Annotated in this window: 24 protein-coding genes; 11 read left to right on the top strand and 13 right to left on the bottom strand. The window is 70.5% G+C overall.

Going from position 1 to position 24,110, the window contains the following annotated elements:
- Window positions 1-2 precede the first annotated feature (2 nt).
- Entirely contained in the window at window positions 3-977 is a 975-nt protein-coding gene (locus ACIBVQ_RS17115) for an aldo/keto reductase (RefSeq protein ID WP_386186852.1), read from the top strand.
- Between the two features lie 43 nt (window positions 978-1,020).
- Here ACIBVQ_RS17115 and ACIBVQ_RS17110 read toward each other — a convergent pair whose 3' ends face one another.
- From ACIBVQ_RS17110 to ACIBVQ_RS17100, 3 genes are all read right to left on the bottom strand, one after another.
- Window positions 1,021-2,235: an alpha/beta fold hydrolase gene (locus ACIBVQ_RS17110; protein ID WP_362773621.1), complete on the bottom strand. Its 1,215-nt coding sequence runs from the start codon at window positions 2,233-2,235 to the stop codon at window positions 1,021-1,023.
- A 10-nt stretch (window positions 2,236-2,245) separates the two neighbouring features.
- Complete coding sequence (locus ACIBVQ_RS17105) at window positions 2,246-2,725, bottom strand: MarR family transcriptional regulator (protein ID WP_352010563.1); 480 nt, start codon at window positions 2,723-2,725, stop codon at window positions 2,246-2,248.
- 82 nt (window positions 2,726-2,807) lie between these two features.
- Complete coding sequence (locus ACIBVQ_RS17100) at window positions 2,808-3,641, bottom strand: SDR family oxidoreductase (protein ID WP_399178405.1); 834 nt, start codon at window positions 3,639-3,641, stop codon at window positions 2,808-2,810.
- Between the two features lie 447 nt (window positions 3,642-4,088).
- Between ACIBVQ_RS17100 and ACIBVQ_RS17095 the strand changes: the two genes are divergently transcribed.
- Entirely contained in the window at window positions 4,089-4,340 is a 252-nt protein-coding gene (locus tag ACIBVQ_RS17095) for a hypothetical protein (RefSeq protein WP_399178403.1), read from the top strand.
- A 127-nt stretch (window positions 4,341-4,467) separates the two neighbouring features.
- Here the strand turns inward: ACIBVQ_RS17095 and ACIBVQ_RS17090 are convergent, their stop codons facing one another.
- Genes ACIBVQ_RS17090 through ACIBVQ_RS17080 form a run of 3 tightly spaced genes read right to left on the bottom strand, consistent with a single transcriptional unit; the run spans window position 4,468 to window position 7,289 of the window.
- Entirely contained in the window at window positions 4,468-4,902 is a 435-nt protein-coding gene (locus tag ACIBVQ_RS17090; RefSeq protein ID WP_399178401.1) for an SRPBCC family protein, read from the bottom strand.
- Between the two features lie 24 nt (window positions 4,903-4,926).
- Complete coding sequence (locus ACIBVQ_RS17085; RefSeq protein WP_352010559.1) at window positions 4,927-5,832, bottom strand: aminoglycoside phosphotransferase family protein; 906 nt, start codon at window positions 5,830-5,832, stop codon at window positions 4,927-4,929.
- Window positions 5,832-7,289: an XRE family transcriptional regulator gene (locus ACIBVQ_RS17080; protein ID WP_352010558.1), complete on the bottom strand. Its 1,458-nt coding sequence runs from the start codon at window positions 7,287-7,289 to the stop codon at window positions 5,832-5,834. Before ACIBVQ_RS17080 ends, ACIBVQ_RS17085 begins: the two co-directional genes overlap by 1 nt.
- A gap of 228 nt (window positions 7,290-7,517) precedes the next feature.
- Between ACIBVQ_RS17080 and ACIBVQ_RS17075 the strand changes: the two genes are divergently transcribed.
- The 3 genes from ACIBVQ_RS17075 to ACIBVQ_RS17065 all read left to right on the top strand — a co-directional run bounded on the left by ACIBVQ_RS17075 (window position 7,518) and on the right by ACIBVQ_RS17065 (window position 9,311).
- Window positions 7,518-7,802: a hypothetical protein gene (locus ACIBVQ_RS17075; RefSeq protein WP_352010557.1), complete on the top strand. Its 285-nt coding sequence runs from the start codon at window positions 7,518-7,520 to the stop codon at window positions 7,800-7,802.
- A gap of 355 nt (window positions 7,803-8,157) precedes the next feature.
- Complete coding sequence (locus ACIBVQ_RS17070) at window positions 8,158-8,877, top strand: glycosyltransferase family 2 protein (RefSeq protein WP_352010556.1); 720 nt, start codon at window positions 8,158-8,160, stop codon at window positions 8,875-8,877.
- 74 nt (window positions 8,878-8,951) lie between these two features.
- Window positions 8,952-9,311, top strand: a complete 360-nt coding sequence (locus tag ACIBVQ_RS17065; protein WP_399178600.1) for a type II toxin-antitoxin system VapC family toxin — start codon at window positions 8,952-8,954, stop codon at window positions 9,309-9,311.
- On the opposite strand, the gene ACIBVQ_RS17060 is transcribed toward ACIBVQ_RS17065, so the two are convergent.
- On the bottom strand, window positions 9,312-9,989 hold the full coding sequence (locus tag ACIBVQ_RS17060; protein ID WP_352010554.1) for a DUF427 domain-containing protein: 678 nt from the start codon (window positions 9,987-9,989) through the stop codon (window positions 9,312-9,314).
- A gap of 133 nt (window positions 9,990-10,122) precedes the next feature.
- On the opposite strand from ACIBVQ_RS17060, the gene ACIBVQ_RS17055 reads away from it, so the two are divergent.
- A complete protein-coding gene (locus tag ACIBVQ_RS17055) occupies window positions 10,123-10,869 on the top strand; it encodes a hypothetical protein (RefSeq protein ID WP_399178398.1) in 747 nt (248 codons plus the stop codon).
- 4 nt (window positions 10,870-10,873) lie between these two features.
- On the opposite strand, the gene ACIBVQ_RS17050 is transcribed toward ACIBVQ_RS17055, so the two are convergent.
- Window positions 10,874-12,043: an MFS transporter gene (locus ACIBVQ_RS17050; RefSeq protein WP_399178396.1), complete on the bottom strand. Its 1,170-nt coding sequence runs from the start codon at window positions 12,041-12,043 to the stop codon at window positions 10,874-10,876.
- Between the two features lie 45 nt (window positions 12,044-12,088).
- Between ACIBVQ_RS17050 and ACIBVQ_RS17045 the strand changes: the two genes are divergently transcribed.
- Window positions 12,089-13,186, top strand: a complete 1,098-nt coding sequence (locus tag ACIBVQ_RS17045; RefSeq protein ID WP_362909157.1) for an ROK family transcriptional regulator — start codon at window positions 12,089-12,091, stop codon at window positions 13,184-13,186.
- A 14-nt stretch (window positions 13,187-13,200) separates the two neighbouring features.
- Here ACIBVQ_RS17045 and ACIBVQ_RS17040 read toward each other — a convergent pair whose 3' ends face one another.
- The 3 genes from ACIBVQ_RS17040 to ACIBVQ_RS17030 form a co-directional block, all read right to left on the bottom strand.
- A complete protein-coding gene (locus ACIBVQ_RS17040; protein WP_399178394.1) occupies window positions 13,201-14,457 on the bottom strand; it encodes a DJ-1/PfpI family protein in 1,257 nt (418 codons plus the stop codon).
- 209 nt (window positions 14,458-14,666) lie between these two features.
- On the bottom strand, window positions 14,667-15,635 hold the full coding sequence (locus tag ACIBVQ_RS17035; RefSeq protein ID WP_352010549.1) for a helix-turn-helix domain-containing protein: 969 nt from the start codon (window positions 15,633-15,635) through the stop codon (window positions 14,667-14,669).
- A gap of 87 nt (window positions 15,636-15,722) precedes the next feature.
- The gene (locus tag ACIBVQ_RS17030) at window positions 15,723-16,091 is read right to left on the bottom strand and encodes an STAS domain-containing protein (RefSeq protein ID WP_352010548.1); all 369 of its coding nucleotides are present in this window, start codon (window positions 16,089-16,091) and stop codon (window positions 15,723-15,725) included.
- Window positions 16,092-16,337: 246 nt separating this feature from the next.
- On the opposite strand from ACIBVQ_RS17030, the gene ACIBVQ_RS17025 reads away from it, so the two are divergent.
- A complete protein-coding gene (locus ACIBVQ_RS17025; protein WP_399178391.1) occupies window positions 16,338-17,522 on the top strand; it encodes a hypothetical protein in 1,185 nt (394 codons plus the stop codon).
- Between the two features lie 304 nt (window positions 17,523-17,826).
- Here the strand turns inward: ACIBVQ_RS17025 and ACIBVQ_RS17020 are convergent, their stop codons facing one another.
- Window positions 17,827-19,167 (bottom strand): APC family permease, encoded by a 1,341-nt coding sequence (locus ACIBVQ_RS17020; protein ID WP_399178390.1) that lies wholly within the window; start codon window positions 19,165-19,167, stop codon window positions 17,827-17,829.
- A gap of 132 nt (window positions 19,168-19,299) precedes the next feature.
- Here ACIBVQ_RS17020 and ACIBVQ_RS17015 point away from each other — a divergent pair, with 132 nt between their 5' ends.
- Window positions 19,300-19,695, top strand: a complete 396-nt coding sequence (locus tag ACIBVQ_RS17015; RefSeq protein WP_362909166.1) for a hypothetical protein — start codon at window positions 19,300-19,302, stop codon at window positions 19,693-19,695.
- An 891-nt stretch (window positions 19,696-20,586) separates the two neighbouring features.
- Here the strand turns inward: ACIBVQ_RS17015 and ACIBVQ_RS17010 are convergent.
- Window positions 20,587-21,702 carry a glycosyltransferase family 4 protein gene (locus ACIBVQ_RS17010; RefSeq protein WP_399178387.1) on the bottom strand — a complete coding sequence of 372 codons (1,116 nt, stop codon included), beginning with the start codon at window positions 21,700-21,702 and terminating at the stop codon, window positions 20,587-20,589.
- Between the two features lie 497 nt (window positions 21,703-22,199).
- Between ACIBVQ_RS17010 and ACIBVQ_RS17005 the strand changes: the two genes are divergently transcribed.
- Both ACIBVQ_RS17005 and ACIBVQ_RS17000 read left to right on the top strand, forming a co-directional pair.
- On the top strand, window positions 22,200-22,991 hold the full coding sequence (locus tag ACIBVQ_RS17005; RefSeq protein ID WP_362773676.1) for a PIG-L family deacetylase: 792 nt from the start codon (window positions 22,200-22,202) through the stop codon (window positions 22,989-22,991).
- Between the two features lie 34 nt (window positions 22,992-23,025).
- Window positions 23,026-24,087, top strand: coding sequence for a lysylphosphatidylglycerol synthase transmembrane domain-containing protein (locus ACIBVQ_RS17000; protein ID WP_362918581.1), 1,062 nt, complete (start codon window positions 23,026-23,028; stop codon window positions 24,085-24,087).
- Window positions 24,088-24,110 lie beyond the last annotated feature (23 nt).

Genomic DNA, 24,110 nt, shown 5'->3' with positions numbered 1-24,110 from the left:
ACATGAACAGGCGTCGTCTTGGTCAGAACGGCCCGGAGGTCTCGGCCATCGGACTCGGCTGCATGGGGATGTCGGAATTCTACGGTCAGGCCGACGAGTCCGAGTCGGTCGCGGTCATCCGTCGCGCGCTCGATTTGGGGATCGACTTCCTCGACACCGCCGACATGTACGGCAGGGGCCACAACGAGGAACTGGTCGGCCGGGCGATCAGGGGCCGCAGGGACGAGGTGGTGCTGGCCACCAAGTTCGGCGTCGTCAGAGGGGAGGGCGAGGAGCGCGGGGTCGACGGCAGCCCCGCCTACGTCAGGCAGGCGGCCGAGGCCTCGCTCAGGAGGCTCGGCGTGGACCACATCGACCTGTACTACCTGCACCGCCGTGACCCGCAGGTGCCGATCGAGGACACCGTCGGGGCGATGGCCGAGCTGGTCGCGCAGGGCAAGGTCGGCCGGATCGGCCTGTCGGAGGTGAGCGCGGACACCCTGAGGAGGGCCCACGCCACGCACCCGATCGCCGCGCTGCAGAGTGAGTACTCGCTGTTCACCCGGGGCCTTGAGACGGAGATCCTGCCCGCGGCCAGGGAGCTCGGCGTCGCGCTCGTCGCCTACTCTCCGATCAGCAGGGGACTGCTCGGCGGCCTCGGCACGGGCGACCGGCTTCCCGACGACGACTTCCGCAGGTATCTCCCCCGCTTCGCCGGGGAGAACGGCTCGCGCAACGAGGAGCTCGCCGCCGAGGTCCGCAAGATCGCTGAGGAGGCCGGTTGCACTCCGGCCCAGCTCTCCCTGGCGTGGCTGCTGGGCCGGGGTGAGGACGTCATCCCCATCCCCGGCACCAAGCGGCTGCGTTATCTGGAGGAGAACGCGGCGTCGGTTGACGTCACCCTGACCGCCGACCAGCTCGCCGCGCTCGACGCGGCCGTGCCCCCGGACAGCGTCAAGGGTGATCGTTACCCGAGCATGGCACTGATCGAGGGCTGAGCCGTACCGTCGCACGGTCCCGGGCCCGTGCCGGGCACGGGCCTCAGGGCCTGCGGTCGCGGAAGGTGCGGCGCAGGTCGTCGACCCAGGCGCCGGGGATCTCCCAGGGGATGAAGTGACCGCCCCGGTCGTGGACGGTGAGGTTGACGTGGTTGTACCAGCCCGCCCTGTCGCCGTCGAGGAAGGAGCGCACCCGCCGGTCGGTGGTGACACCGGGCGGGTTCTCGAAGCCGACGAAGGTGATGCCGGTCGGGGCCTCGACGACGGGTTCTCGGTCGTGGGAGGGCGCCCAGGGGTGACGGTTGGCGTTGGCGTAGTAGCGCATCGAGGCGCCGATCGCGTTGTTGACCCAGTAGATCATCGTGTGCGTGATCAGGTCGTCCCGGTCGAAGACGGTCTCGACGTCGCCGCCGTTGTCGCTCCAGGCCGTCCAGCGTTCCAGGAGCCAGGCCAGCAGGCCCGCGGGTGAGTCGCTCAGCGCGTGGGCGAGGGTGCCTGAGTCGAGCATGTGCACGGCCAGGTGCACCGCGAAGCGCCGGTCGAGGGCGAGGATCCGCTCGCGGACGGAGTCGGGCGCCCCTTCGGGGATGGGCGCGCCCTGGGCGAGGTCCCAGGCCCGGTCGCCGTTGAAGAGGGTGAGCTTCTGGCCGGAGCCGATGTGGATGCCGTACAGCTCGGCGGCGTACTTGTGGCCGAGCTGACCGCAGACCAGGGCGCCGATGTCGCACCCGCCTGCGGCGTATCTGGAGTGGCCGAGGACACCGGTCATGAGGCTGTGCCACAGGTCGGCGACCTTCCAGAAGTTGACGTCGTGGCTCCCTGGGAGCGGACCGGAGAACCCGAACCCGGGCAGGGAGGGCACGATGACGTCGAAGGCGTCCTCCGGGTCGCCGCCGAAGGCCGCGGGGTCGGCGAGCCGGTCGACGACCTTCGACCAGTGCCAGAACGTCCACGGCCAGCCGTGGGTGAGGATCAGCGGAACCGGCCGGGGTCCTGCCCCCGCCTTGTACATGAAGTGCACCGGGGTGCCGTCCACGGTCACCCGGTAGTGCTCGTAGGCGTTGATCGCGGCCTCGGCCTCCCGCCAGTCGTACTCCTCGCGCCAGTAGGTGACCAGCTCGTTCAGGTAGCCGCGGGGGACGCCGTAGGACCAGTCGCCGTCCTCCTCCAGCGGTGGGCGGGTCAGGCTCAGCCGTACCCTCAGGTCGTCCAGGACCTGGTCGGGCACGTGGATCGGGGTCGGTTCGAGGGGAATCATGCGGTTCCTTTCACCGGTCACCGGCGGCGGGCGGCGGTTCGTCCGGCGGCCGTACGGCGAGGGCGGACATCTCCGACAGCGCGGGCAGCGCCTCGGCGATCGCCCGTCGCTGCCCGGCGTCCAGGTGCCGGGCCAGTTCGGCGAGCCTGGCGATCCGGTTCTCGCGGCGGCTGTGGACGATCTCGGCGCCCGCGGGGGTGATGTGCACGAGCACGGCCCGGCCGTCGGTCGGGTCGGGCCGCCGCCTGACCAGGCCGTCGCGTTCGAGACGGGTGACGAGCTGGGTGATCGCAGGTTGGGTGACCTGTTCGCTCTCCTTCAGCTCCGACAGGCGCAACGGCCCTCTGCCGGCCAGGGTGTGCAGCACCCCCAGCGTGGTGAAGCTCATCCGCTCAACGGAGGCGAGGCGGATGAAGACTCCCGTGAACCTCTCCACGGCGAGGGCGAGGGCCTCGACGTCGAGGCCGTCCGATGACTCGTGCGGCGACACGGCAGGACTGTATCACCGACTTATATAAGTTGCTTATCTATTTCGGGAGGGGGCGAACCCCCTCCCGAGGGAACCACGGGACTCAGCGGGCCAGCGCGGTGGCCAGCGGGGTCGCCGGATGCCCCGTCAGCCGCGGTACGGCGTCGCCGACCCCGGCCAGCTCACCCTTGGCGATGGCCGTGTAGGTCGAGACCCACGCGTCGACCTCCCAGTCGGGGGCGCCGTAGTGCGCCCTGGAACGGTAGGCCTCCTCGACGGTCTCCCGGTGGTAGGTGACGGGACGCCCGGTGACCTCGGTGATGATCGCGGCGGCCTCCTCAAGGGTGATCGCCTCGGGGCCGGTCAGGTCGTACGTCGCGCCCGCGTGTTCGCCGGGTGAGCCCAGGACCGCGACGGCGGCGTCGGCGATGTCGTCGAGGGCCACGACCGACACCCGCCCGTCCTCCGCGGGACCGCGCAGCACACCGTCCTGACCGGCCATCAGGGGCAGCAGGTCGGCGTACATGTTGTCCCGCAGGAACGTGAACGGCACCCCCGTGGCCCGGATGTGCTCCTCGGTCGCCCAGTGGTCGCGGGCGAGGGTGAACGTGGCGTCGGGGGCGGCTCCGTAGAAGGAGACGTACACCAGGTGGCCGACGCCCGCGGCGACCGCGGCGTCCACGAAGGCCCGGTGCTGGGCGACGCGGTCGGGGGCCTCGGAGGCCGAGACCATGAGCAGGGTCTCGATCCCGTCGAGGGCCTGGCGCGCGGCCTCCCCGTCGGCGAAGTCCGCCCGCGCGACCTGGGCCCCGTCCAACCGGGGCGCGCGGGCGGGATCGCGGACGACGAGCCTCTGGCCGGTCCCCGCGGCGGCGAGCCTGGCGGCGACACGCCCGCCGAGCCTGCCGGTTACTCCTGTGACAGCGATGGTGGTCATGCTTGAAAGGTACTGGCGCCCCTCACGGCCACCGGGCAGGCATGCCCCCGGACGACTCAGCGGAAAGCGACAAATCCCCGGCGGCATGCCCCATAAGACATTAGATCGCCCACCCGAATCACTTGACGGGTGGCCGTATACCGCTGTCAACTCCGGCCTTCCCGAGCCCGCCCTCCCCCGGGGACATCCCGATCCTTCCGGGCCGCGGTGTCACACCGATGGGCGCGAGGGTCATGGCCGACGAACTCGGAGGACCGCCCAGAAAAGGCCGCATCATCACGAAAATTCACGAAATATCATTATTTTTCACGCCAATTGTGGCACTTTACTCGAACATTGATACGGGCTGCGTGTCGTTTACCAAGAAGAGCACCAGGGGAGTATTGAACTCGCGCCCGGAAGCATGTCGCGGCGTTTTTCCACCTTCGGACTATTTTTCATGGAGTGATGATGCGCCCTGGGAACAGACCCGCCCGCGCCCTGTCCGTCACCGCCCTGGGAGTCGCCCTCGCGGCGCTCGCGCCCCTGCCCGCCCTCGCCGCCGTCCCCGCCGCCTCCGCCCCTGTCTCCACCGCCGCCCCCGCCACCGGGCCCGGCTCCGGCATGGGAGAACCGGTGGATCCCGGCGAGGTCGAGCCGGGCATCTCATGGACGAACACCCTGAAGCCCTCGGGCCTGGGCAGGCGCGGAACGCACTGATCCCGCACCCCGGCTCCGCCCCCACAAAAGACCCCGCGAGGACCGCATGAGACCCATGAGTACCCACGACTCCACGAAGGTCCTCATAGGACCCTATGAGGACCCGGTGAGGATCCCGGAGACCGGCTCAGCCCAGGCGTGAGACGAGGACCCCGGCACGCGCGAGCTGCGCCTCGCGCGCCCTCCGCGCCGCCCGGCCCAGCAGCGTACGGTTCCAGGCCTGCACCACGAGCCTGTCCTCGACCTCGGTCCCGCCGTCCCGGTCTCGCAGGGTGAACCGGTAGCCGAGTTTGACCCCGCCGGGACCCGCGGCCTCCCCCTCGACGGTCTCCGGAGTGCTCCTGAGCGTCACCTTCACCAGGCTCTCGTACCTGACGAGACCGAGCAGCCTGAGCCGCTCGACCGAGACGTAGCGCGTCTCCCCGTCCACCGTGCTGACGTCCCTGACCGCGACCACCAGCGGCGAGAGCCCCACGTAGCTCTGCGGCTGGCTCAGGTGCGCCCGGAGCGCCGCCGGGGTGTTACGCACATGGAAGGTGTTGTGCAGCGTGACTTTCGGCATGACATGTCCCCCAAATCATGATCTTTAGGGGGAGACAGTAGCCGGTTCCGACATGTACCACCGGGTGTGTTGCTCACCTCGGGTGAGGGAGTCGAGCCTGCGGGGCAGCTCGCTGCGGGAGAACGGGTCGGCCCCGGCGTTGCGGATGTGGATGCCCACGGCGTACATGTCCCGGATCTCCATGAGCGTCGAGTAGCCCGGCCAGGAGCGCAGGTCACTGCCGTAGGCGTCGGCGAAGGCGTCCACCTCGGCCGCGCTCAGCCCGAACCGGCGCTGACCGTGGTAGGTGTGCACCAGGTCCCACTCACGGGGTCCGACCGCGACGCCGTCCCAGTCGCACAGCACCACGTGACCGTCCGTGCAGCGCAGCAGGTTGTCGATCCAGGCGTCCCCGTGCAGCAGCACCGGCGAGCCGTCCATGTCCAGCCCCGCCCAGCGCTCGGAGAGCTCGGCGATGCGGTCGCGCAGCCAGGCCCGCTGGCAGGGGGTGAGCACCGCCGACCCGTCGACCGTCACCCGCAGTTCGGCCAGCGGATCGGCGAAGCGCTTCAACGCCACCGGGGGCACCGGCAGCAGGTGCAGGCTGCGCAGGATCTCTCCCAGCTCGGTGGTCGTCGGACGGCCGCTCGCGGGCACGTAGTGCCAGAAGGTCACGACGCCGCCCTCGTGGGTCACCGGCTGCTCGGAGATCTCGTCGGCGGGACGCACCGCGGGAAAGCCCTGCTGGGCGAGCCAGCGGGCGACCGCGAGCACCAGTGGAAGCCTGGTCCGCGCGTTCGGCGCGGTGGCGATCCTGACCACGATCCCGCCGCGCAGCTTGAAGACGGCGTTGCTTCGCACACGAAGGAGTTCGGCGTCCCGGTGATCGATCCCGAGATCCTCGCAGACCTCGCGCAGGACCCGGAACGCCCCCTCCGCGAGCGGGCCCATCAGCTCACCGGCAGGGCATCGACGACCAGGTCAGTCAGGCGGCGCACCGCCGCGGCTCTGCGCCTGCCCTCCGGCACCTCCGACAGCACCACCCTGGCGCGGCTGAGCACGATGGAGGTGCGGTGCTCCGGCGGCACCTGGAGCAGGGCCTTCTCGGCCAGGTGGCAGGCGTCGTCGGCCTTGCCCCCGCGGGCCATGTGCGCGGCCTGGTCGAGCAGGAGCAGCACCGGGTCGATGGTGTAGGCCCCGGAGGGACCCGGCGTCCAGTCGACCTCCTCCCCCAGCTCGATCAGCGTGCCGATCCGGTAGAACTGCAGGCGGCGTTCGGAGAAGCGGAAGGCCAGGTGGTCGTGCCCCTCGGGAGGCATCCTGGCGAAGATCCGCTCCGCCTCGGCCAGCGCCGCCCTGGCGGCCTTGTGCTCGCCGAGCCTGGCCAGTGCCCGCGCCTCGGCCGCCGCCCCGAGGGCCGCCGGAGAGCTGGGCGCGTTCCCCGCGAGTGTCCTTGCCTCCCTGGCGAGCCGTACGGTCTCGGCGAGGTCCCCGTAGTAGTAGGGCAGCATCGCCTGTTGCGCCCTGACCAGGGCTCGCAGCCGCAGGTCACCCATGTCGTCGGAGGCGGTGCGCGCCGTGCCGTACCAGGCGTGGGCCTGGCGGGTGTCGCCGAGCTTCATCAGCGCGTCCGCGGAGAGCAACGCCAGCATCACGGTCGCGCTCAGCAGGCGGCGCTGGGCCATCGCGGGCTGGCGGGCGGTGACGAGCGCGCGCACGTCGCACAGTTCGAGCATCAGCCGGTAGAGCATCGGCAGCGGGGCACTGGTGATGTACTCGCGGCGGTAGCGGAGCACCTGCTCGTCGAGCGCGTCGAGCTGGTCCTCGGTGACGGTGGCGCGGGCGAGGGTGCGGTCGAGCTCCTGGCGGGTCCGTTCGACCTCGGCCAGCAGCCGCCCGTTCATCACGAAGCGGGAGCCGAGCAGCGCGTGGTGGAACAGCGCCCGCCGTTCCATGTCGTTCCTGCCGTCAGCCGCGCCGTCGCCCTCGCGCCGTTCCTCGGCCCGGTACGGCTGGCGCCCCTCACCCCCGGAGAGCACGACGACCCTGGCCTCGCTCTCGTCGTCGCAGTAGTCACCCGCCAGGCCGAGCCGTACGGCGTTGGCCCGGTAGAGCCGGGCCAACAGGTCGATGGTCTGCGGGCGGGGACGGGCGCGCTTGTTCTCCCAGGCGTTGAGGAGGTCGATGTTGGCCCGGGCCTCCCCCAGGTCCTGGCGCAGGCACATCTCCTCAAGTTCCTGTACGGCCTGCCTGGCCGACCACCCCCTGGCCAGCCGGTGGGCCTTCAGGAGGCTGACCCCGCAGCAACCGTGGATGGCCTGCGCCGTCTGCCATGGCGTCCACTGCTCGGAACCGGCCTGCTCACGCCAGCGGCGCGCACACGCGGGAGAATGTTCACCTCGGGCCACGGCGCCCTCCCCGTCGCTGTTTACACAAGATTAACGAGAGCGAAGCACAGCGTAAGCATGCTCATGCATTGCTTTCCCTTTATTCGCGGTTTACGCACGGAACGGCGACAACTTTCCCAGGTATTCCACTGATCCGGCGCCGATCCGGCCCGAAGGCCGATTGCCTCACATGCCCCCGAACCGCACTCTGCACATTAAAGCCAACACCGTCCGCCAGGAGTGATCCACATGACGGCAAAGCGCGGCGAGGCCGTCGACCATCTGCGCCGGCTCGCCTCCCAGCTGGAGGCCCATTCCTTCCAGGTGCACCTGAGGTCGTCCCACGGACCTTATCCCCGCCTCCACGTGGTCAACCCGATGGCCCCCACCATGACGGAGGACGTCCTCGCCTCCCACGACGAGGACGGCGAATGGTGGTTCTGGCTCTCGTGGGCGGGGCGTATCGGTCAGGCCGAGGACGTCGCGACGGCTGCGGAGCGTGTGGCCAGTGTGCTTCATGTGATACGTCGATAGGTGATTCTTGGGCTCCACATGGGTAACACCCGATGATCAAGCCCAGAAAGGAGCGGGAACGTGAAAAGGATCCACCTCATCCAGCGCCCCCGGCCCCCGCGTGAGCCGGTTCCGCTCGACCTGCGCACCCCCTCGGGCAGAGCCCTCCCTTTTTGACCCCTTTCAGTGCCATACATCCCCTTCTGACCGCCGCCCTCCGGCGGCCGCCCCGCGCCGCAGCGACGGGTCACGGCCGCGGAGCGCGTCGCCTCTCTCCCCTTAGGAGCCCCTTTCAAGGGAAATTTCTCCTTTTTTGAGTCCCCCTTTCAAGGTAACTTCAAGTACTTTGCAGGGGTCCTGGGCCATCCTTGCGGCCATGAGCAGCGTTCTCTTCACCGTCAGTGTCAGCGTGGTGGTCCCCGCCATGAACGAGGCCGCCAACCTGCCGCACGTCTTCGCGACGCTGCCGGAGTGGGTGGACGAGGTCATACTGGTCGACGGCAACTCGACCGACGACACGGTCGCCGTCGCCGAGAGGCTCCGTCCGGGGCTACGTGTCGTGACGCAGACCGGCAGGGGCAAGGGCAACGCCCTCACCGAGGGGTTCGCCGCCGCGAAGGGCGACATCATCGTCATGATCGACGCCGACGGTTCGACGGACGGGCGGGAGATCGTCGCCTTCGTGACCGCCCTGACCGAGGGCGCCGACTTCGCCAAGGGCTCCCGCTACATCCCCGGCGGCGGCTCCGACGACATCAGCCGGACCCGCTCCCTGGGCAACCGCGTCCTCACGATGATCACCAACCGTCTCTACGGCACCCGCTACACCGACCTGTGTTACGGCTACAACGCCTTCTGGGCGCGTCATCTGGAGGTCCTGAACCTCGACTGCGACGGCTTCGAGATCGAGACGCTGATGAACGTGCGCGCCGCCAAGGCCGGGCTCGTGATCCGCGAGGTGCCCAGCCACGAGCGCAGCCGCATCCACGGCGTCAGCAACCTGCACGCCGTACGGGACGGTCTGCGCGTGCTCAGGACCATCCTGCGCGAGCGCCGCCGCACCGCCTCTCCCCGGCGCGAGCACGCCTCCGTCTGACCCGAGCGGCCAATATGTGCGTCTAGACAGACTGGACAGTCGATCCCGGCGGAGGCACCCATGGCGGGAATCCCCTGGTCAGAGAGTGGATCGCCGCCACGCACGGCCCTGTCCTCCACCTCAGCGGCCTGACCGTCGGCGAGATCCGCCGTGGGGTCGAACTCCGCAGGCGCAGCGATCCCGCACAGGCCGCCGTACTGGAACGCTGGCTCACCGAACTGCTGCGGCAGTTCGGTGACCGCATCGCCCCGATCACCCCCGAGGTCGCCGAGGAGTGGGGACGGCTGAACGCCGTGCGGCCGATTCCCACGGAGGACGGGTTGATCGCCGCGACGGCCAGGGTGAACGGCTGGACGCTGGTCACCCGCAACGTCAAGGACTTCGAGGGGACGGGGGTCTCGCTCGTCGATCCGTTCGACCTGCCGCCCGCCTGATCAGGCGAACTTCGTCTTCGGGCGTTCCTGCAGGACGCCGTCCACGTAGACGTCCACCTTCTCGTCGTAGAACGCGACGAGCCCGGCGACACGCCCGCTCTCCTCAAGCGGGGTCCGGTAGGACCAGGCCAGGTCGGGCCGGCCGTTGACGCTCCAGTACTCCGCCACCCCCTTGTACGGGCAGCGGGTCACGGTCTCGGTGGGAACGAGAAGGTCGAGCCGGACGTCGGTCTTCGGCAGGTAGTAACGCGGCGGCAGGCCCGTCTCGAACAGGATCCTGGGGTGGTGGGAGTCGGCGACGACGACGCCGTCCACCTCGACACGCACGTGCCGCGAGGACGGCAGGACGTCGACCCGGGTGTAGGGGTCGCGGGGATGGACGTAGACCTCCTCGTCCTCCTCGAACCAGGCGTCGGCCGCCTCCCACTCGAACCGCACGTGGTCGCGCAGTTCCTCGATGGGCGATTCCGGATAGGCGAGGGCCGCGTCGGCGACTCCCGCCACGTCGTACAGCACCGCCTCGCCGCGGCTCGGCGAGTGCGCGCTCCCGCCGTTGGGCTCCAGCTCGACGGCGACGTCCCGCCGGGGGAAGTAGTAGGTCGGGTAGTAGGGCACCTCCCAGACCAGCAGTGCCCGGGTGGTGTCGGCGGCCACCCTGCCCCCGAAGAGGACCCGCACTCTCTTCGCGCTCCGCTCCACACGGACACGCCCACGTGTAACCGGTTCCATGCCACCGCCAACCCTGACCGTCTCGGGACTATTCCGGCACAGGTCTCGCACCGGTTTCCCCGCGTGGGATACACATGATCTTGTGCGCCGACTTCTCCTCCCCCTGGCCGCGCTGGCGCTCCTGCTGACGGGGTGCGGCGTGAACGACCCCGCACGGGCGGACTTCTGGGCGAAGGCCGGCACCCTGACCGAGACTCTGAAGGGCACCCGGTTCAAGGAGAGTGAGGATCTCGGCTTCCTCATCACCCGGCGGGAGGGTGTCGAGGTCCTGTCCGTCGCCGAGCGGACCCGGCGGGACCCGTTCCGTGCCGTGGTCAGGGTGACCGGCAAGGGAATGATCAAGGTCTGGGAGGGCAGGCGTGAGACGCTCCGTGCCGTTCCCGACGTCGTCGGCTGCTTCGAGGCCGTCGCCTCCGGCAACGCCTTTCCCGACTTCTTCGCGGACGTCTCCCTCAAGGAGGTCACGTGCCCGGCCACCACTCCCCTCGGCTTCAGGGCCCACGCCAGGTTTCCTCCCCGGATGTATGAGCGGTTGCAGGAGACGCTCCCCGGCAGACCGGACCTGGCCAAGGCCCGGGAGGCCGTACAGCGGCTGGACCTGGACCCGCGGGTCGTCCGGGAGATCGCCGAGGGGGAGACGGAGAAGGGGAGGACAGTCGGGATCGCGCTCAGGGAGGGGCCCGACGGCAACTGCATGTACGCGCGGGTCTGGCGGGGAGGATCGAAGGCCTGGGCGCCCTACCGGATCTTGCCCTACGGCGACGCCGGAGCCCAGACCTGCACGGCGACCGGAGCGATCAACGGCTACGCCGAGCGGGCGGCCCACTGAGAGCTCAGGCGCCCGCCTCCGTCCGGCCTCCCAGAGGGGCCCGGGGGCGTAGCGCGCCCGCGGTGGCGACGGCCGTCAGGACGATCACCGACAGCACGGCGAAGGTGACGGGAAGCGACGTCAGGTGGGCGACCCAGCCGGTCACCGCGGGGGCCAGCAGCCCCGACAGGTAGGTGATCGTCGCCACCCCCGCGACGCCCTGGCTCGGCGCCGCGGTCGCCCTGCCTCCGGCGGCGAAGGTCAGCGGCACGATCACGGCTATTCCCAGGCCGAACAGCGCGAACCCGGCGACGCCCGGCAGTGGGTCGCGCGCCGTGACGATGACCGTCCCTCCGGCGACCGCGAGCAGGCCACCGGCCCGTACGGTGGCGACCGGCCCGAGGCGCTGGACGATCAGATCTCCCAGCAGCCTGGTCACGGCCATGGCCAGGGCGAAGGTCGCGTAGGCCGCGGCGGCCATGCCCGGCCCCGCCCCGGTGACGTCCGTGACGTAGACGGCCGACCAGTTCATGCTCGCTCCCTCGGCGAAGGTCGCGCAGAACCCGACCGCGCCGATCGCCAGGATGGCCCGCGAGGGTACGGCGAAGCGGGGCGGTGCCTGCTCACCCGGCTCAGGGCGGACGTCCGGCAGGCCGCGGCTCGCCACGAGGCCGACGACCAGCAGGACGAGCGCGACGGCGCCGTGGTGCAGGCGCGCGTCGATTCCGGCCTGGGCGGCGACGACCCCGATCCCGGCACCGGCCAGGCTGCCCACACTCCACATGCCGTGCAGCCCCGACATGATCGAACGTCCCAGGCGCCGCTCGATGATCACCCCCTGGGCGTTCATGGTGACGTCGCACGTGCCCGCCGCCGCGCCGTACGCCAGGAAGATCGCGCACAACCAGACGAACCCGGGGGCCTGGGAGGGGATCGCGAGGGCGACGCACCACAGGGCGAGCAGGATCCTCGTGGCGGCGCGCCCGCCGATGCGGTGGACGAGGCGGCCGGCCATCGGCATCGCCACGAAAGCCCCCACCGCAGGACAGAACAGGGCGATCCCCAGTGCGGCGGGATCGAGACTCAGATGGTCTTGCAGCCACGGGACGCGGGTCGCCATGCTTCCCGCTACCGCCCCGTGGACGGCGAACACCGCCGCGACCGCGATGCGGGCGCGTTGATTGTCGTTGCGCATGGTGTGAGAAACTAACAGGCAGGCTTCCTGATTAAAAGGGGATAAATGAGGACCGCGACTCCGCAGATGGCCAGGGCGATCAACGACCGCCTCGCCCTGGACCTGCTGCTCGAACACGGAACGCTGACCGCCCCGCAGCTACGGGCGCTCACCGGGCTGTCCCGCCCGACCGTGTCCGACCTCATCGAACGCCTGCAGACCAACGGGCTCATCGAGGTCGTCGGCAAGAGCGGCGACGAACGCCGGGGGCCGAACGCCCGCCTGTACGGCATCGTGGCCGGCCGTGCCCACGTGGCCGGAGCCGACATACGGCGTGACACGGTCACCGTGACCGTCTCCGACATCACCGGAAGCCCGGTCGGCTCGGCGAGCCGCGAGATCGGCCCCGGGAACGGAGCCCTGATCGCCTCGCCCACCTACCCCCAGCACGCCAGGGCGGCCACCCCCCTGGCCGGGGTCGTCGCCGACGCCGTCGCCGAGGCGGCCGGTTCCCGGAGCCTGCACGCCGTCGTCCTCGGCGTGCCGGGGATGGTCGACCCGCACAGCGGCGAACTGGCCGTGGACAACGGCGTGCCCGGCTGGCAGCCGCACCTGCTCCAGACGTTGCGCCGCAGGATCGACGCGCGGATCGACCTGGAGAACGACGTCAACCTCGCCGCCGTCGCCGAGCACCGCGCCGGTTCCGCGCAGGGACGCGAGGACTTCGTGCTGCTCTGGCTCGACGACGCCGTGGGCGCGGCGGTCACCCTCGGCGGGAGGCTGCGCAGGGGCGCCTCAGGTGGCGCGGGTGAGATCACGCCGCTCGGCTTCCCCGAGGGTTCCTTCTGCGACCTGCTGGACGCCAAGGCCGCCGCCGGGCTCGACCAGGACACCCTGGCCGCCAGGATCGCCCGGATGGCCTTCACCGCGGTCGCCGTCCTCGACCCGGGACTCGTGGTCCTCGGCGGGGAGACGGGCCGCTCCGGCGGTGAGGAACTGGCCGCGCGGGTCGGCGAGCACCTCGACACGCTCTCACCGGTCCCCACCCAGGTCCGCGCGGGCACCGTCGAGGGCAACGCGATCCTCAACGGCGCCCTGTTCACGGCACTGTCCATCGCCCAGCGGGACGTCTTCGGCGACGCCCCCGGCGACCCCCCGATGTGACGACCGCCCTCCGGTCAGGGCCCGGTACGGCGACGACGGAGGGAACGGAGGGAGACATGGGCGATGAGCCCGGCACCGGCCACGGTCAGCAGGAACAACAGCGTCGGCCGCCACGACCAGGCGGGACCGGTCAACGCGAGGTGCTCGACGGGGTACTCGTTGTACTTCGCGGTCGCGCGGGCGGTGGCCACGTCGGTGTGGACGGCCAGGTCGCGCAGTACCGGGTCGAAGCCGGACTCGGCGGCGGCGCGCCCCGCGTGCGGCAGTTCGACGGCCAGCCCACGCCCGGCGGCCAGACGGGTGAGCGCGGGATCGACCTGCCCTGCCGCGCCGACGCCGGGGACGACCAGCCGGGAGAGGGCCGGCGCCGTACCGTCCGCCGGTTCGGCCACCAGGGTCACGCCGTGCCGGGTGGTGACCGCAGGGGTGCCCGCGAGCGCGACCGCGTGGGCCGCGAAGGAGCCTCCCGCGTAGATCTCGAACGCCGCGGCGACGTCGATCTCACCGGCCCCCGGGTTCAGCCCGATGCCGACGACCGGCCGGAACCAGGGGAAGGCCGCGTTGAGCGCGTAGGGCAGGTCCGCCAGAGCCGGCTCGTCGGCCGGGATCACGGTCGAGGCGCCGGGCGACCAGCCGGGATAACCGACCTCGGCGCCGACACGCCGGGCCTCGGCCTCCCCCGCCAGCAGTTCGACCAGCCGCAACGCGCCGACGACGCCGGAGGTCACACCCGCGGTCGTGGTGACCGGGCCGTCCTCGACGTAACGTCTGCCCTGAACCCAGCGGGTGTCCGGATAGTCACTCCGGAGAGCGCCGATGACCCCCCAGTGCGAGGTCGCGGCGCGTCCCCTGAGCAGGCCACCGGCCGCGACCAGCCGGGAGCCCGCGCAGACGCCCAGGATCCGGGCGCCCGCGGCGGCCCGACGGGCGATCCAGGCGCGCAGCGGCGCCTCGGCCTCACCCTCGGGGTCGACCACGGCCGGAACCACGACCACGTCGGGCACCGCGTCCCCGGTCTCCGCCTCCTCAAGCGTGCGGTCGGGCAGCAGGCGCAGGCCGCCGGACAACGGGACCGGCTCCCTGCGCGCGCCCACCGTGCGGACGAGGAACCGATCGGAGCGGGCGAAGACCTCGTACGGCCCGAGCACGTCGGTGGTCACCGAACCGCTCGTCCCGACCACGACCGCGACCTTGATCCGTCCCTGCGGCGCCTCTCCCGCCGGAGGCTTCCCGGGTACGGCTCGCGGGGCCCCCGGGTAGCTGTCCCGCATGGAGACCACGACCCCGGCCGCGCATGTTCCACCAACGAGAACACCCCAGATGGCGATGAAAAGGACTATCCGTACGAGCAATCTGGCGCGTTGAGGCATGCGGAAACTCCTGAGGTGTGAGGGGTCCCGGCCCGATCGGGAACCGGGAACGAGAAGAACGAGAACGCCGCGTGACGGCGGAAGAAAGGGAACGAGAAGAACCCGGACGGTCAGCCGGTTTCCCGCCGGAACTCCGAGGGCGGCCCGCCGTACCTGGCCTTGAACAGGCGGCGGAAGTGCCGTCCCTCGCGGAAGCCGCACCGGACGGCCACGGCGTCGACCGGCAGGCTGGTCTCGCGCAGCAGGGACATGGCGCGTTCGAGCCGCAGCCGCTGCCGGTACTCCAGCGGGGTGATCCCGGTCGCCGCGGTGAAGGCCCGGCTGAGCCCCCGGGGGGACAGGTTCGCCACCTCGGCCAGTTCGGCCAGGGTGTGCGCGGCGTCGATGCTCCCCGCGAGATGGTCCTGCACCCGGTGGACGGCGGAGTCCAGGTGCGACCGGTGCCTCAGGAACTGGCTGATCTGCTCCCCCGCGCCGTCCCTGCGCAGGTAGACCACCAGTTCGCGGGCGACGGCCGTGGTCAGGGCCGGGCCGTGGTCCCGCTCGACCAGCGAGAGCGCCAGATCGACCCCTGCCGAGACGCCCGCGCTGGTGCTGACCGGGCCGTCGTGGACGTAGAGCACCGCCTCCTGCACCCTCGCCGCCGGGTATCTGGCGCGCATCGCCTCGACCAGCGACCAGTGCGTGGTGCAGCGGCGCCCGTCCAGCAGGCCCGCCTCGCCCAGCGCCACCGCGCCGGTGCAGACCGACGCCAGCCGCGCCCCCGTGGCGGCCGCCGCACGCAGCCAGCCGACCACGGTCTCCGAGACGTACGGCTCGCGGTGCTCACGCAGCCTGGGGCCCGGGACCAGCACCAGATCACCGGCCGCGACCTGCGGCAGGGCGCCGAGCCCCGCGAGGCTCACCCCCTGGGCGGTCGCCACCCGCTCGGCGTCGGCGACGTGCTCGATCCGGTATCCCGCGCCGAGAAACGCGGCGGTGTCGAACACCTGCACCGGACCCGCCAGGTCGAGCAGGTTCACCTCGGGCAGGACCAGCACCACGACCCTGCCGGTACTTCCGGTCCCCTCATCAGCCACGACGCCGACGCTACCGGCCGTCACCCCGGCCCCGGCAGGGCCGTACGGGCCTCGCACCGGACGGATCAGGACACCGTGAACCTCCGGTCAGGCCGCCTCAAGGGCGTCGGCGACGGAGGGGAAGACCTCGAAGACCTGGGTCAGGCCCGCCAGGTTGAGCCTGCGGGCCAGGTTTCCCTGGACACCGGTGAGGATGAGCCGTACTCCCGCGAGCTGGCCCTGGTGACGGGCCTGGAGCAGTTCACCGATGCCGGAGGAGTCGCAGAACGTCAGAGCCGACAGGTCGAGGATGAGGGTCGGCGACTGCAGGAGCTCCCACGCCCTGCCGAGCTCCGCACGCAGCAACGGCGTGTGGTAGTGGTCCAGCTCCCCGCTCACCCGCACCACGAGCGTCGTACCGTGCAGCCCGGACGTGGCGCTGAAACTCGGCTCCGGCTCTTTTCCCGCGAACATCATCAACCTTCTGTACCGAACCTCTCCCAGCCGTGTAACTGTCTCACACGGAACGGGTCCCTCCGTGAGCCCGGCGGCCATGCCGCCGGACGCATCCCCCCTGTTGCCCCACCGTCCCGTCTGACGTGCCTCGCCCCCGGCCCAGGCGGCGGAGAACGCGTCCTCGCTCGCCCTGTCAGGGTGCCCAGGGCTGACAGGTCTATTCAGGATCGGCACCGTCCGGAGGGCACTCTGAGGGAGGATGCCCGCATGGGACGTCTACGCTCTGTCACGCTCGTGCTCGCCGGGGTGACCCTGATGGCCTCCTGCGGCGCGCATCCCCCCGAGCCGTCCCCCACCGCGTCCCAGGCACCGCCGCCGAGCCGTACGGCGCAGCGGAACCCGTCGCCGGTCTCCCCCGCCTGGAAGGCCGTCAGGCCCGCCCAGCTGGCGGCGAGCTCCGCGCTGCTCGACGTGGCGGCGGCCGGGCCGCGTGAGGTGTGGGCGGTCGGCTACCAGCGGGGCGCCGAGGACCGGGAGGGCACTCCCGCCGTGACCAGGTGGGACGGTGTGAGATGGCGCGAGGTCACCGGGCTGAACGATCACGACGTCAACCACCTGACGGGCGTCAGCGTGGCCGGTCCCCGGGACGTCTGGGTCGCGGGCAACGGGGTGAACGCGTTCGCCGCGCGCTGGGACGGGCGGCGCTGGACGGCGCGGCGGCCCTTCGGCGTCGCGGAGGACTACCGGCTGACGGACGTCGCCGCCACGGGCGGCACAGGGAGCACAGCGTGGTTCACCGGGAACGGCCCGTCCGGCGGGGTGCTGATCCGGTGGGACGGCACGGCCTTCCGCAACGTGCCCACCGGCGGCGGCACCTTCGAGGCGGTCACCGCCAGGCAGGGGCACGTCTGGGCGGTCGGAGCGGCCCAGGACGGCACACCGCTGGTCTGGCACGGCTCCCCCGACCGCTGGGAGCGGTCGCGGACACCCGCCATCCCCGGTGGCACGCTGCGGCGGGTCTGGCAGGTCTCCCCGTCCGACGTGTGGGCGGTCGGCGAGGTCGCGCCCGCCGGGGCCGTACGGGACGGAGCCCGGATCAGGCAGGGGCAGCCGCTGGTCCTGCACTGGGACGGGACCCGGTGGGCCAGGGCCGAGGTGCCGGTCGCCCGCGGTGCCCTGCAGGGCGTCACCGCCTCCGGTCCCGGCGAGGTGTGGATCAGCGGGGTGGACGCCGACCATCCGGGGCAGGCGCTCATGCTCCGCTTCGACGGCACGGCGTGGACACGCGAGTACGGCCCGCTCCTGCGTCCCCGCCGTCCCGACCAGCAGTACGAGGACAGTGACCACGTCACCAGGACGGGTGTCACCCGGGTGCCCGGTACGGCCACGCTGTGGGCGGTCGGCTCGGTCGGCGTCGGTGACGACGAGGACGATTTCGTCCTCAGACGCTGAGTCCGTTCCTTCCGGCTTCAAGTTTTACCTGTCGCCTCGCCGTGATCTTCAGACCGGGGACCGGCGTGCGCATCCCCTGCCCCATCGGACTTCCCGGCCCGTCCACGATCCGGAGAATGCTCCGTTTTCACTCTCCGGGCAGCTCGAAACAAATTCGATCACCCATGGACACCCCAAATCGCCCTTGGAATGTCGTACTCTCTCCCAAACTCCAATAAAGAGGGAGTCTGACATGAAACGTATAAGAATCACCCAAAGGCCTCGGCCGCCACGTCAGCCCGTCTCTCTCGACCTGCGCACCCCCTCAGGACGAGCGCTCCCGTTCTGACAGGAACAACCTGTTGACGAACCAGAGCACCACCCCGACGACGAGCAGCAGACCCGCCCGCACGTAGACGTCGGCGCCGCGCCCCGTGATCGGCAGCGCGAGCACAAGGCAGACAACCGCGCCGAGCGCCGGCATCCAACTGGGCGCCCGGTAGTGGTCGTGGCCCACGGGATCCTTGCGCAGCACGAGCACGGCCACGTTGACCAGCGCGAAGACCAGCAACAGCAGCAGCACCGTCGTGTCGGCCAGATCGCCGACATCGCCGGTCGCGACCAGCACCGCCGCGATCGCGGTGGTGAACAGGACGGCCACCCAGGGCGTCGCCCTGGTCGAGTGCACCGAGGCGAAGACCTTCGGCACGATGCCCTCTCGGGCCATGCCGTACACCAGGCGTGAGGCCATGATCATGTTGATCAGCGCGGTGTTGCCGACCGCCAGCAGCGCGATCAGCGCGAACAGCTTGGGCGGGAACGCCAGGCCCGCGACCTTGACGACCTCAAGGAGCGGGCCCGTCGAACTGGTCAGGGTCTTGGCGTCCACCAGCATCGTCGCGGTGAACGCCACCGCCAGATAGATCAGCGCCGCGACCGCCAGACCACCGAAGAGCGCCCTGGGGTAGTCGCGCTGCGGATTCTTCGACTCCTCGGCCAGGTTGACCGAGTCCTCGAAGCCGAGCAACGCGTAGAAGGCGAGCGCCGTACCGCCGAGGACACCGAGGAAGGCGCCGTTCGCCGGGTGGAACTCCAGGGCCCGGGCGGGCTCGCCCTCCCCGGACAGCAACGCGTAGATCCCGATCACGATGATCACCACGAGCCCGAACGCCTCGATGACGGTCAGGACCACGTTGACCTTGATGGACTCGGAGATGCCCGCGAAGTTCACCAGCGTCACCAGCCCCAGGAAGACGAACGCCCCGGTCATCACCGGCAGGGTGACGAACTCCCCGAGGTACTTGCCGCCGAACGCGCGCGCCGCCGCGCTCGCCGAGGTGATCCCGCTCATCAGCACCGCGAAGGCCACGACGAAGGTCAGGAAGGGGATGTTGAACGCCTTGTTCGTGTACAGCGCGGCCCCGGCGGCCTGGGGATACTTCCCGACGAGTTCGGCGTAGGCCGTCGCGGTCAGTGCGGCCAGCACGAAGGCCACCAGGAACGGCAGCCACAGAGCGCCGCCGACATATCCGGCGACCTTCCCCACCAGGGCGTATATCCCCGCACCGAGGATGTCGCCGACCACGAAGAGCAACAGGACCCGGCGCCCGATCACCCGCTTGAGCGAGTGCTGGGCCGCGCCGGAATCGATCACCGCCTCAGCCATGCCGCGCTCCTACCCGCACTCTGGCGGATCTCACCCACCGTCACTCGGGCACCACCTGTAAGCGTCATGAAAGTGCGCCGCAAGGAGATCCCCTACTGTTCTCTCTGTCACAAGAAGTAATGAAAGGCAGAAATGTTCTCCGTCCTCTCCTCCCGTCGTATCGCCGCCACCGTCGCGGGAGCCGCACTTCTCTCCTTGACCGCCGCCTGTGGCGGGTCCGGTAACGCCGAGTTCTGCGCCCAGGCGCCCTGGACCAAGGCCTTCACGGACTACACCACCGCCACCGCCAGCGCCGGCACCGACTTCAGCAAGTTCAACGACGCCAGCCAGAAGCTGTCGGCCGACCTGAAGGAGCTCGCCGGCAAGACCGACGGAGACCTCGCCTCCGCGCTCAACGACCTCGCCAAGACCTGGGGTGACTTCAAGATCGACCCCAAGGACCTGGCCGGAGCCGGCGCCACCGTGCAGAACATGGCCAAGAGCGCCCAGGAAGCCACCGTCAAGCTGGGCAAGGCCTGCTCCTCCTGATCTGACCTCTCCACCCCGTGCCTCCCGCTCCCAGGGAGGCACACCCGAGGGACACAGCGCCGCTCCGCCTGCGGGGGGCAGCGCGGGGCGGCGCTGTGTCTCCTTGCTCCGCCTGACGGCGTCGCGGGCTTGGGCGCCTCCGAGTCGGCGCTTTCCCTCGTCGCTGTGTCCCCTTTGCTCCGCCTTCGGCGTCGCGGGCTTGGGCGCCTCCGAGTCGGCGCTTTCCCTCGTCACTCCGTCGCTTCGCTCCTGCGTTCCTCAGTCCAAGCACCGACGCGCCCAAGCCAACACTCCTCACACTTGGGGCCGGTAAAGCACAAGATGTGCTGCTTTGCGGCTCCTTCGGCGGCGCGGGTTTGGGCGCTTCGAGTCGGCGTCTTCCCTCATCGTTCGTCCGATACGCCCCCTCGCTCCGCAGTCCAGATCCGAGGACGCGCCCAAACCGGCGCTCTCCACACTTGGCACCGAGGAAGCACAAAAGCCGAGCTCCTCGCGCTTGGCGCCGGGAAAGACGGGGCGAACTCTTCGTTTCCAGTACCGGGCGCCCTGGGTTGAGGCGCGTTACGGGGACGCCCACGCGGAGAACGACGCTCTGGTGTCGGACACCCGGGTTGGGACCGTTGAGAGATCGGCGTCCGAACCGATGGCTCTGGGGGTCGGGTGAGCCCGGGTCGGCGCCCAGGGCGTTTCCCCAGCCTGAGTTCGACCGGGCCGGGAACCTGAGCTCGGCCGAGCCGAGTTCATGCCGTGTCCTGTAAGCCCCCGCCGTCCGGTGGGGGCTTCGTCGTCCGGCAGGCTCCTGCCGACCGTGCGCCGCGTGCCATAAACATGCATCACGCGCCAGACAGTGAGGCTGATCCAGGGGGTTCTTTACCGGGTGTCAGCCCGTTGTCAGCCCCGCAGAGCACGGGCCTCGGCGTAGCACTGCTCGAAGCCCTCAAGCACGGCGGGCCACGAGCAGCGCACCGGTTCCGTCTCACGGTTGTGGGCCGCGATCGACTCGCGCAGACCGCGGTCGCGTACCAGCTTGGCCACCGAGGCGACCAGGCCCTCGAAGCTCTCGCCGAGCAGTCCCTCCTTGCCGGGACGGACGAAGTCGGCCACTCCGCTCTGGGCCCGCGCCACCACCGGCACCCCGGCCACCCTGGCCTCAAGCGCCGCAAGTCCGAAGGACTCCCTGGGAGCGGGGGCGACGAAGACGTCGGCGGAGGCGAGCAGCTCACGGATTCGCTCACGGCTGTAGCGGCCGGGGAGCGAGACCCATTCCGTCATCTCGTTCGCCCGTAGATAGCGCTCCATCTGGGAGCGCGCCGGGCCGTCACCCACGACGGTCGCCCGCATCCGCGTCTCGGCGGGCACCAGGGCGCGGGCCTCCTTGAGGAGCCTGAGCAATCTGACCGGCTGCTTGCGGGGTGCGAGCCGTCCGACCGCCACGACGTGCACGGGAGCGTCCTGATCGGCTTCGCCGCCGGAGCCGGGAACGGCCTGGCGCCAGGCCGAGACGTCCAGGCCGTTGGAGACCACGTGGACCGGCACCCTGCGCCCCGCGACCGAGCGGATCGGCCGGGCCGCGGCCTCACTCACCGCGGTGCCGACCAGCCCCCAGCGGTGCCATTCGAACAGCAGCCGCAGCCCCCGGTAGAGGGCACGGGTCACCGGATCCCACATGCTGTGCACGGTCACCACGACGGGCAGCCCTGCCCGTACGGCGGCGCGGACCCCCATCCAGGCGAACGGTGAGACCGCGCCCATGTGAACGTGCACCACGTCGGGCCGTCGTGCCTTCACCAGACGCAACAGGTGACCGACGCCGAACGGGTGAACAGGCAGGTCGAAGGGGAGTTTCGCAACGATCCGATACACGCCCCGCAGTGTCTCCCCCGGCGTCGCGGTCGCGACCTCGACCTCGTGGCCCGCCTCCCGCTCCATCCGGACCAGATCGGCCACCTGCACCTCTATCCCACCCAGACGCGGCAGGTAACAGTCACTGACGTGGAGGATCCTCACCGTGCCAGCCTAAAGCGTCCGCCCCACCCCACCCCGCGCCCCCGGGACCCCACGGAAGAACCCCCGTTCAGGCCACCATCCGCCCACGCCCGCGACGACCCGGACCCCACGAACTCCCCAAGACCCTGCCGATGCCTCGGATCCCGTCACTCCCTCTAAGGTTTTGTCCGGGGGTACCGGTGCCACACGAGGGGTTACGGCTCGGGCGCGTCGGTGCTTGGACCGAGGAACGCAGGAGCGAAGCGACGCAGTGACAAGGGAAAAGACACCGACCCGAAGCGCCCAAGCCCGCGACGCGGGACAACACGGCTTGTGCTTTCCCGGTGCCGTGTGTGAGGAGTTTCGGCTTGGGCGCGTCGGTGCTTGGACTGAGGAGCGAAGGAGCGAAGCGGATGAGCGACGAGGGAAAGCGCCGACTCGAAAGCGCCCAAGCCCGCGACGCCGAAGGCGGCGCAAAGAGACACAGCGCCGCCAGGCGGAGCAAAAGAAACACAGCCGTGTTCTTCCATGCCCACCCCGACGACGAGGCCCTGCTGACCGCGGGGACCATGGCGATGCTCGCCGCCCAGGGGCACCGGGTGATCCTGGTCGTCGCGACCTCGGGGGAGCTCGGTCAGGCCGATCTCGGACCCGGTGAGGCCCTGGGGGCCGCCAGAATGGCCGAGCTGTACAGGTCGGCCGCCGCGCTCGGCTGCGCCAGGGTGGTGAACCTCGGCTACGGCGACTCGGGGCTGGCCCCGGACGGCGGCGTCGCCGAGGGGCGCGCGGGGAACGCCTTCATCGACGCCGACGTCGAGGAGGCCGCGGGGCGGCTGGCCGAGATCCTCACCGAGGAGGGGGCCGACCTGCTGACGACCTACGACCCGGCGGGGGGCTACGGGCATCCCGACCATGTTCAGGTGAACCGGGTGGGCGCGCGGGCTGCCGAGATCGCGGGCACCCCGATCGTGCTTGAGGCGACGGTCAACCGTGATCCGCTGCTGAAGGGGCTGCGTCTGATCAGCCGGTTCTTCCCGCAGCTCGACGTCCGTTCCTTCGAGCGGGCCTACTCCCCCGGGTCGGTGATCACCCATCGGGTCGGGGTACGGCGTTTCGCCCGGCAGAAGCGGGCGAGCATGGCGGCGCACGCCTCCCAGGCGACGGGGGCGGACACCCGGACGCTCGGGGTGATGCTGAAGGTGCCTCTGCCGCTCTACCGGCTCATCTTCGGCACCGAGTGGTACGTCCGCCGGGATCTGCCGCAGGGCGCCAGGCTGAGGCATCCGTTCGAAGCTCCTCCCAAAGGATGAGCCCCGGACCGGCACACTTGGTCGAGGGGGTTTCATGAAGAACAAGTGGGTTCAGATCGGACTGTCGGTCGTGTCGCTGGCACTGGCCGCGACGCTCGTGCGTTTCCTGCCGCAGATCGTCGAGGCGATGACCGGCAAGCACGTCTCGTGGTCGCAGATCGGCGCCCAGTTCTCCGGGTTGAGCTGGCAGACGATCGCGCTGATGGCCGTCGTCTGGCTGGCGAGCCTGCTGGCCTACACGTTCGTGCTGACGGCCTCCCTGCCCGGTCTGACCCACCTGCAGGCTCTCACGTTGAACGCGGCCGGCAGCGCGGTGAGCAATCTGCTGCCGTTCGGCGGCGCCGCCGGGGTCGCGATGACGATCGGGATGACCAAGGGGTGGGGTTTCCCGCTACGGCCCGTGGTGGTCTCGACGCTGGCCAGCGGCATCTGGAACACCCTGTTCCGGTTCATCCTGCCCGCGGTCGGCATCCTGGCGCTGCTGCTCAGCGGGCAGCGGCTCAGCCCGGCGGTGACCAGCGCGGGCTGGATCGGTGCGCTGTCCATCCTGGTGCTGGTCGTCGTGGTCGCCGCCGCGCTGTACTGGGACGCCGCCGCCGCGCTGCTCGGCCGGGTTCTCGACGCAGCCGCCCGGCTGCTTCCCCGCCGGTGGCGTCCGACGGGTCACGGCCCCTCCCACTCCCTCGACCGGTTGCGCGCCGACACCTCCGAGGTCGTACGGCACCGCTGGCCGGGACTCACCCTGGGCATGATCTTCTTCCTCGGCCTGCAGTGGCTGATCCTCGTCTGCTGTCTCCAGGCGACCGGCTCCTATCCGGGCCTGGCGCAGTCGATCGCGGTCTTCGCCCTGTCCAGGGTGCTGACCACCGCCGTCGTCACCCCGAGCGGGACCGGCATCATGGAGGCCGGGACCGTCGGCGCGCTGGTCTTCTTCGGGGCCCCGCTCGATTCGGCCACGGCCGCTGCGTTGCTTTTCGGCTTCTGGACCTACACTGTCGAAATCCCCTTCGGCGGCCTGGCACTCGGCGCGTGGGCGCTCCTGCGCAGGCGTGAGAGCACGGTCCAGGCCCCCGAGAAAGAGCCGATCAGCCGCTAGATTGGGAAAAACCTTGTGCGTGA

Source organism: Streptosporangium sp. NPDC049376 (genome assembly GCF_044466505.1).
GTDB lineage: Bacteria > Actinomycetota > Actinomycetes > Streptosporangiales > Streptosporangiaceae > Streptosporangium.
Note: the sequence above shows the minus strand (reverse complement) of the source record. Positions and strands in the feature narration are given on the sequence as shown.

Coding starts and splice junctions, on each gene's coding strand:
- ACIBVQ_RS17115 (WP_386186852.1), top strand. CDS start 3: ATGAACAGGCGTCGTCTTGGTCAGAACGGCCCGGAGGTCTCGGCCATC.
- ACIBVQ_RS17110 (WP_362773621.1), bottom strand. CDS start 2,235: ATGATTCCCCTCGAACCGACCCCGATCCACGTGCCCGACCAGGTCCTG.
- ACIBVQ_RS17100 (WP_399178405.1), bottom strand. CDS start 3,641: ATGACCACCATCGCTGTCACAGGAGTAACCGGCAGGCTCGGCGGGCGT.
- ACIBVQ_RS17095 (WP_399178403.1), top strand. CDS start 4,089: ATGATGCGCCCTGGGAACAGACCCGCCCGCGCCCTGTCCGTCACCGCC.
- ACIBVQ_RS17090 (WP_399178401.1), bottom strand. CDS start 4,902: ATGCCGAAAGTCACGCTGCACAACACCTTCCATGTGCGTAACACCCCG.
- ACIBVQ_RS17085 (WP_352010559.1), bottom strand. CDS start 5,832: ATGGGCCCGCTCGCGGAGGGGGCGTTCCGGGTCCTGCGCGAGGTCTGC.
- ACIBVQ_RS17075 (WP_352010557.1), top strand. CDS start 7,518: ATGACGGCAAAGCGCGGCGAGGCCGTCGACCATCTGCGCCGGCTCGCC.
- ACIBVQ_RS17070 (WP_352010556.1), top strand. CDS start 8,158: ATGAGCAGCGTTCTCTTCACCGTCAGTGTCAGCGTGGTGGTCCCCGCC.
- ACIBVQ_RS17050 (WP_399178396.1), bottom strand. CDS start 12,043: ATGCGCAACGACAATCAACGCGCCCGCATCGCGGTCGCGGCGGTGTTC.
- ACIBVQ_RS17045 (WP_362909157.1), top strand. CDS start 12,089: ATGAGGACCGCGACTCCGCAGATGGCCAGGGCGATCAACGACCGCCTC.
- ACIBVQ_RS17040 (WP_399178394.1), bottom strand. CDS start 14,457: ATGCGGGACAGCTACCCGGGGGCCCCGCGAGCCGTACCCGGGAAGCCT.
- ACIBVQ_RS17030 (WP_352010548.1), bottom strand. CDS start 16,091: ATGATGTTCGCGGGAAAAGAGCCGGAGCCGAGTTTCAGCGCCACGTCC.
- ACIBVQ_RS17025 (WP_399178391.1), top strand. CDS start 16,338: ATGGGACGTCTACGCTCTGTCACGCTCGTGCTCGCCGGGGTGACCCTG.
- ACIBVQ_RS17020 (WP_399178390.1), bottom strand. CDS start 19,167: ATGGCTGAGGCGGTGATCGATTCCGGCGCGGCCCAGCACTCGCTCAAG.
- ACIBVQ_RS17015 (WP_362909166.1), top strand. CDS start 19,300: ATGTTCTCCGTCCTCTCCTCCCGTCGTATCGCCGCCACCGTCGCGGGA.
- ACIBVQ_RS17000 (WP_362918581.1), top strand. CDS start 23,026: ATGAAGAACAAGTGGGTTCAGATCGGACTGTCGGTCGTGTCGCTGGCA.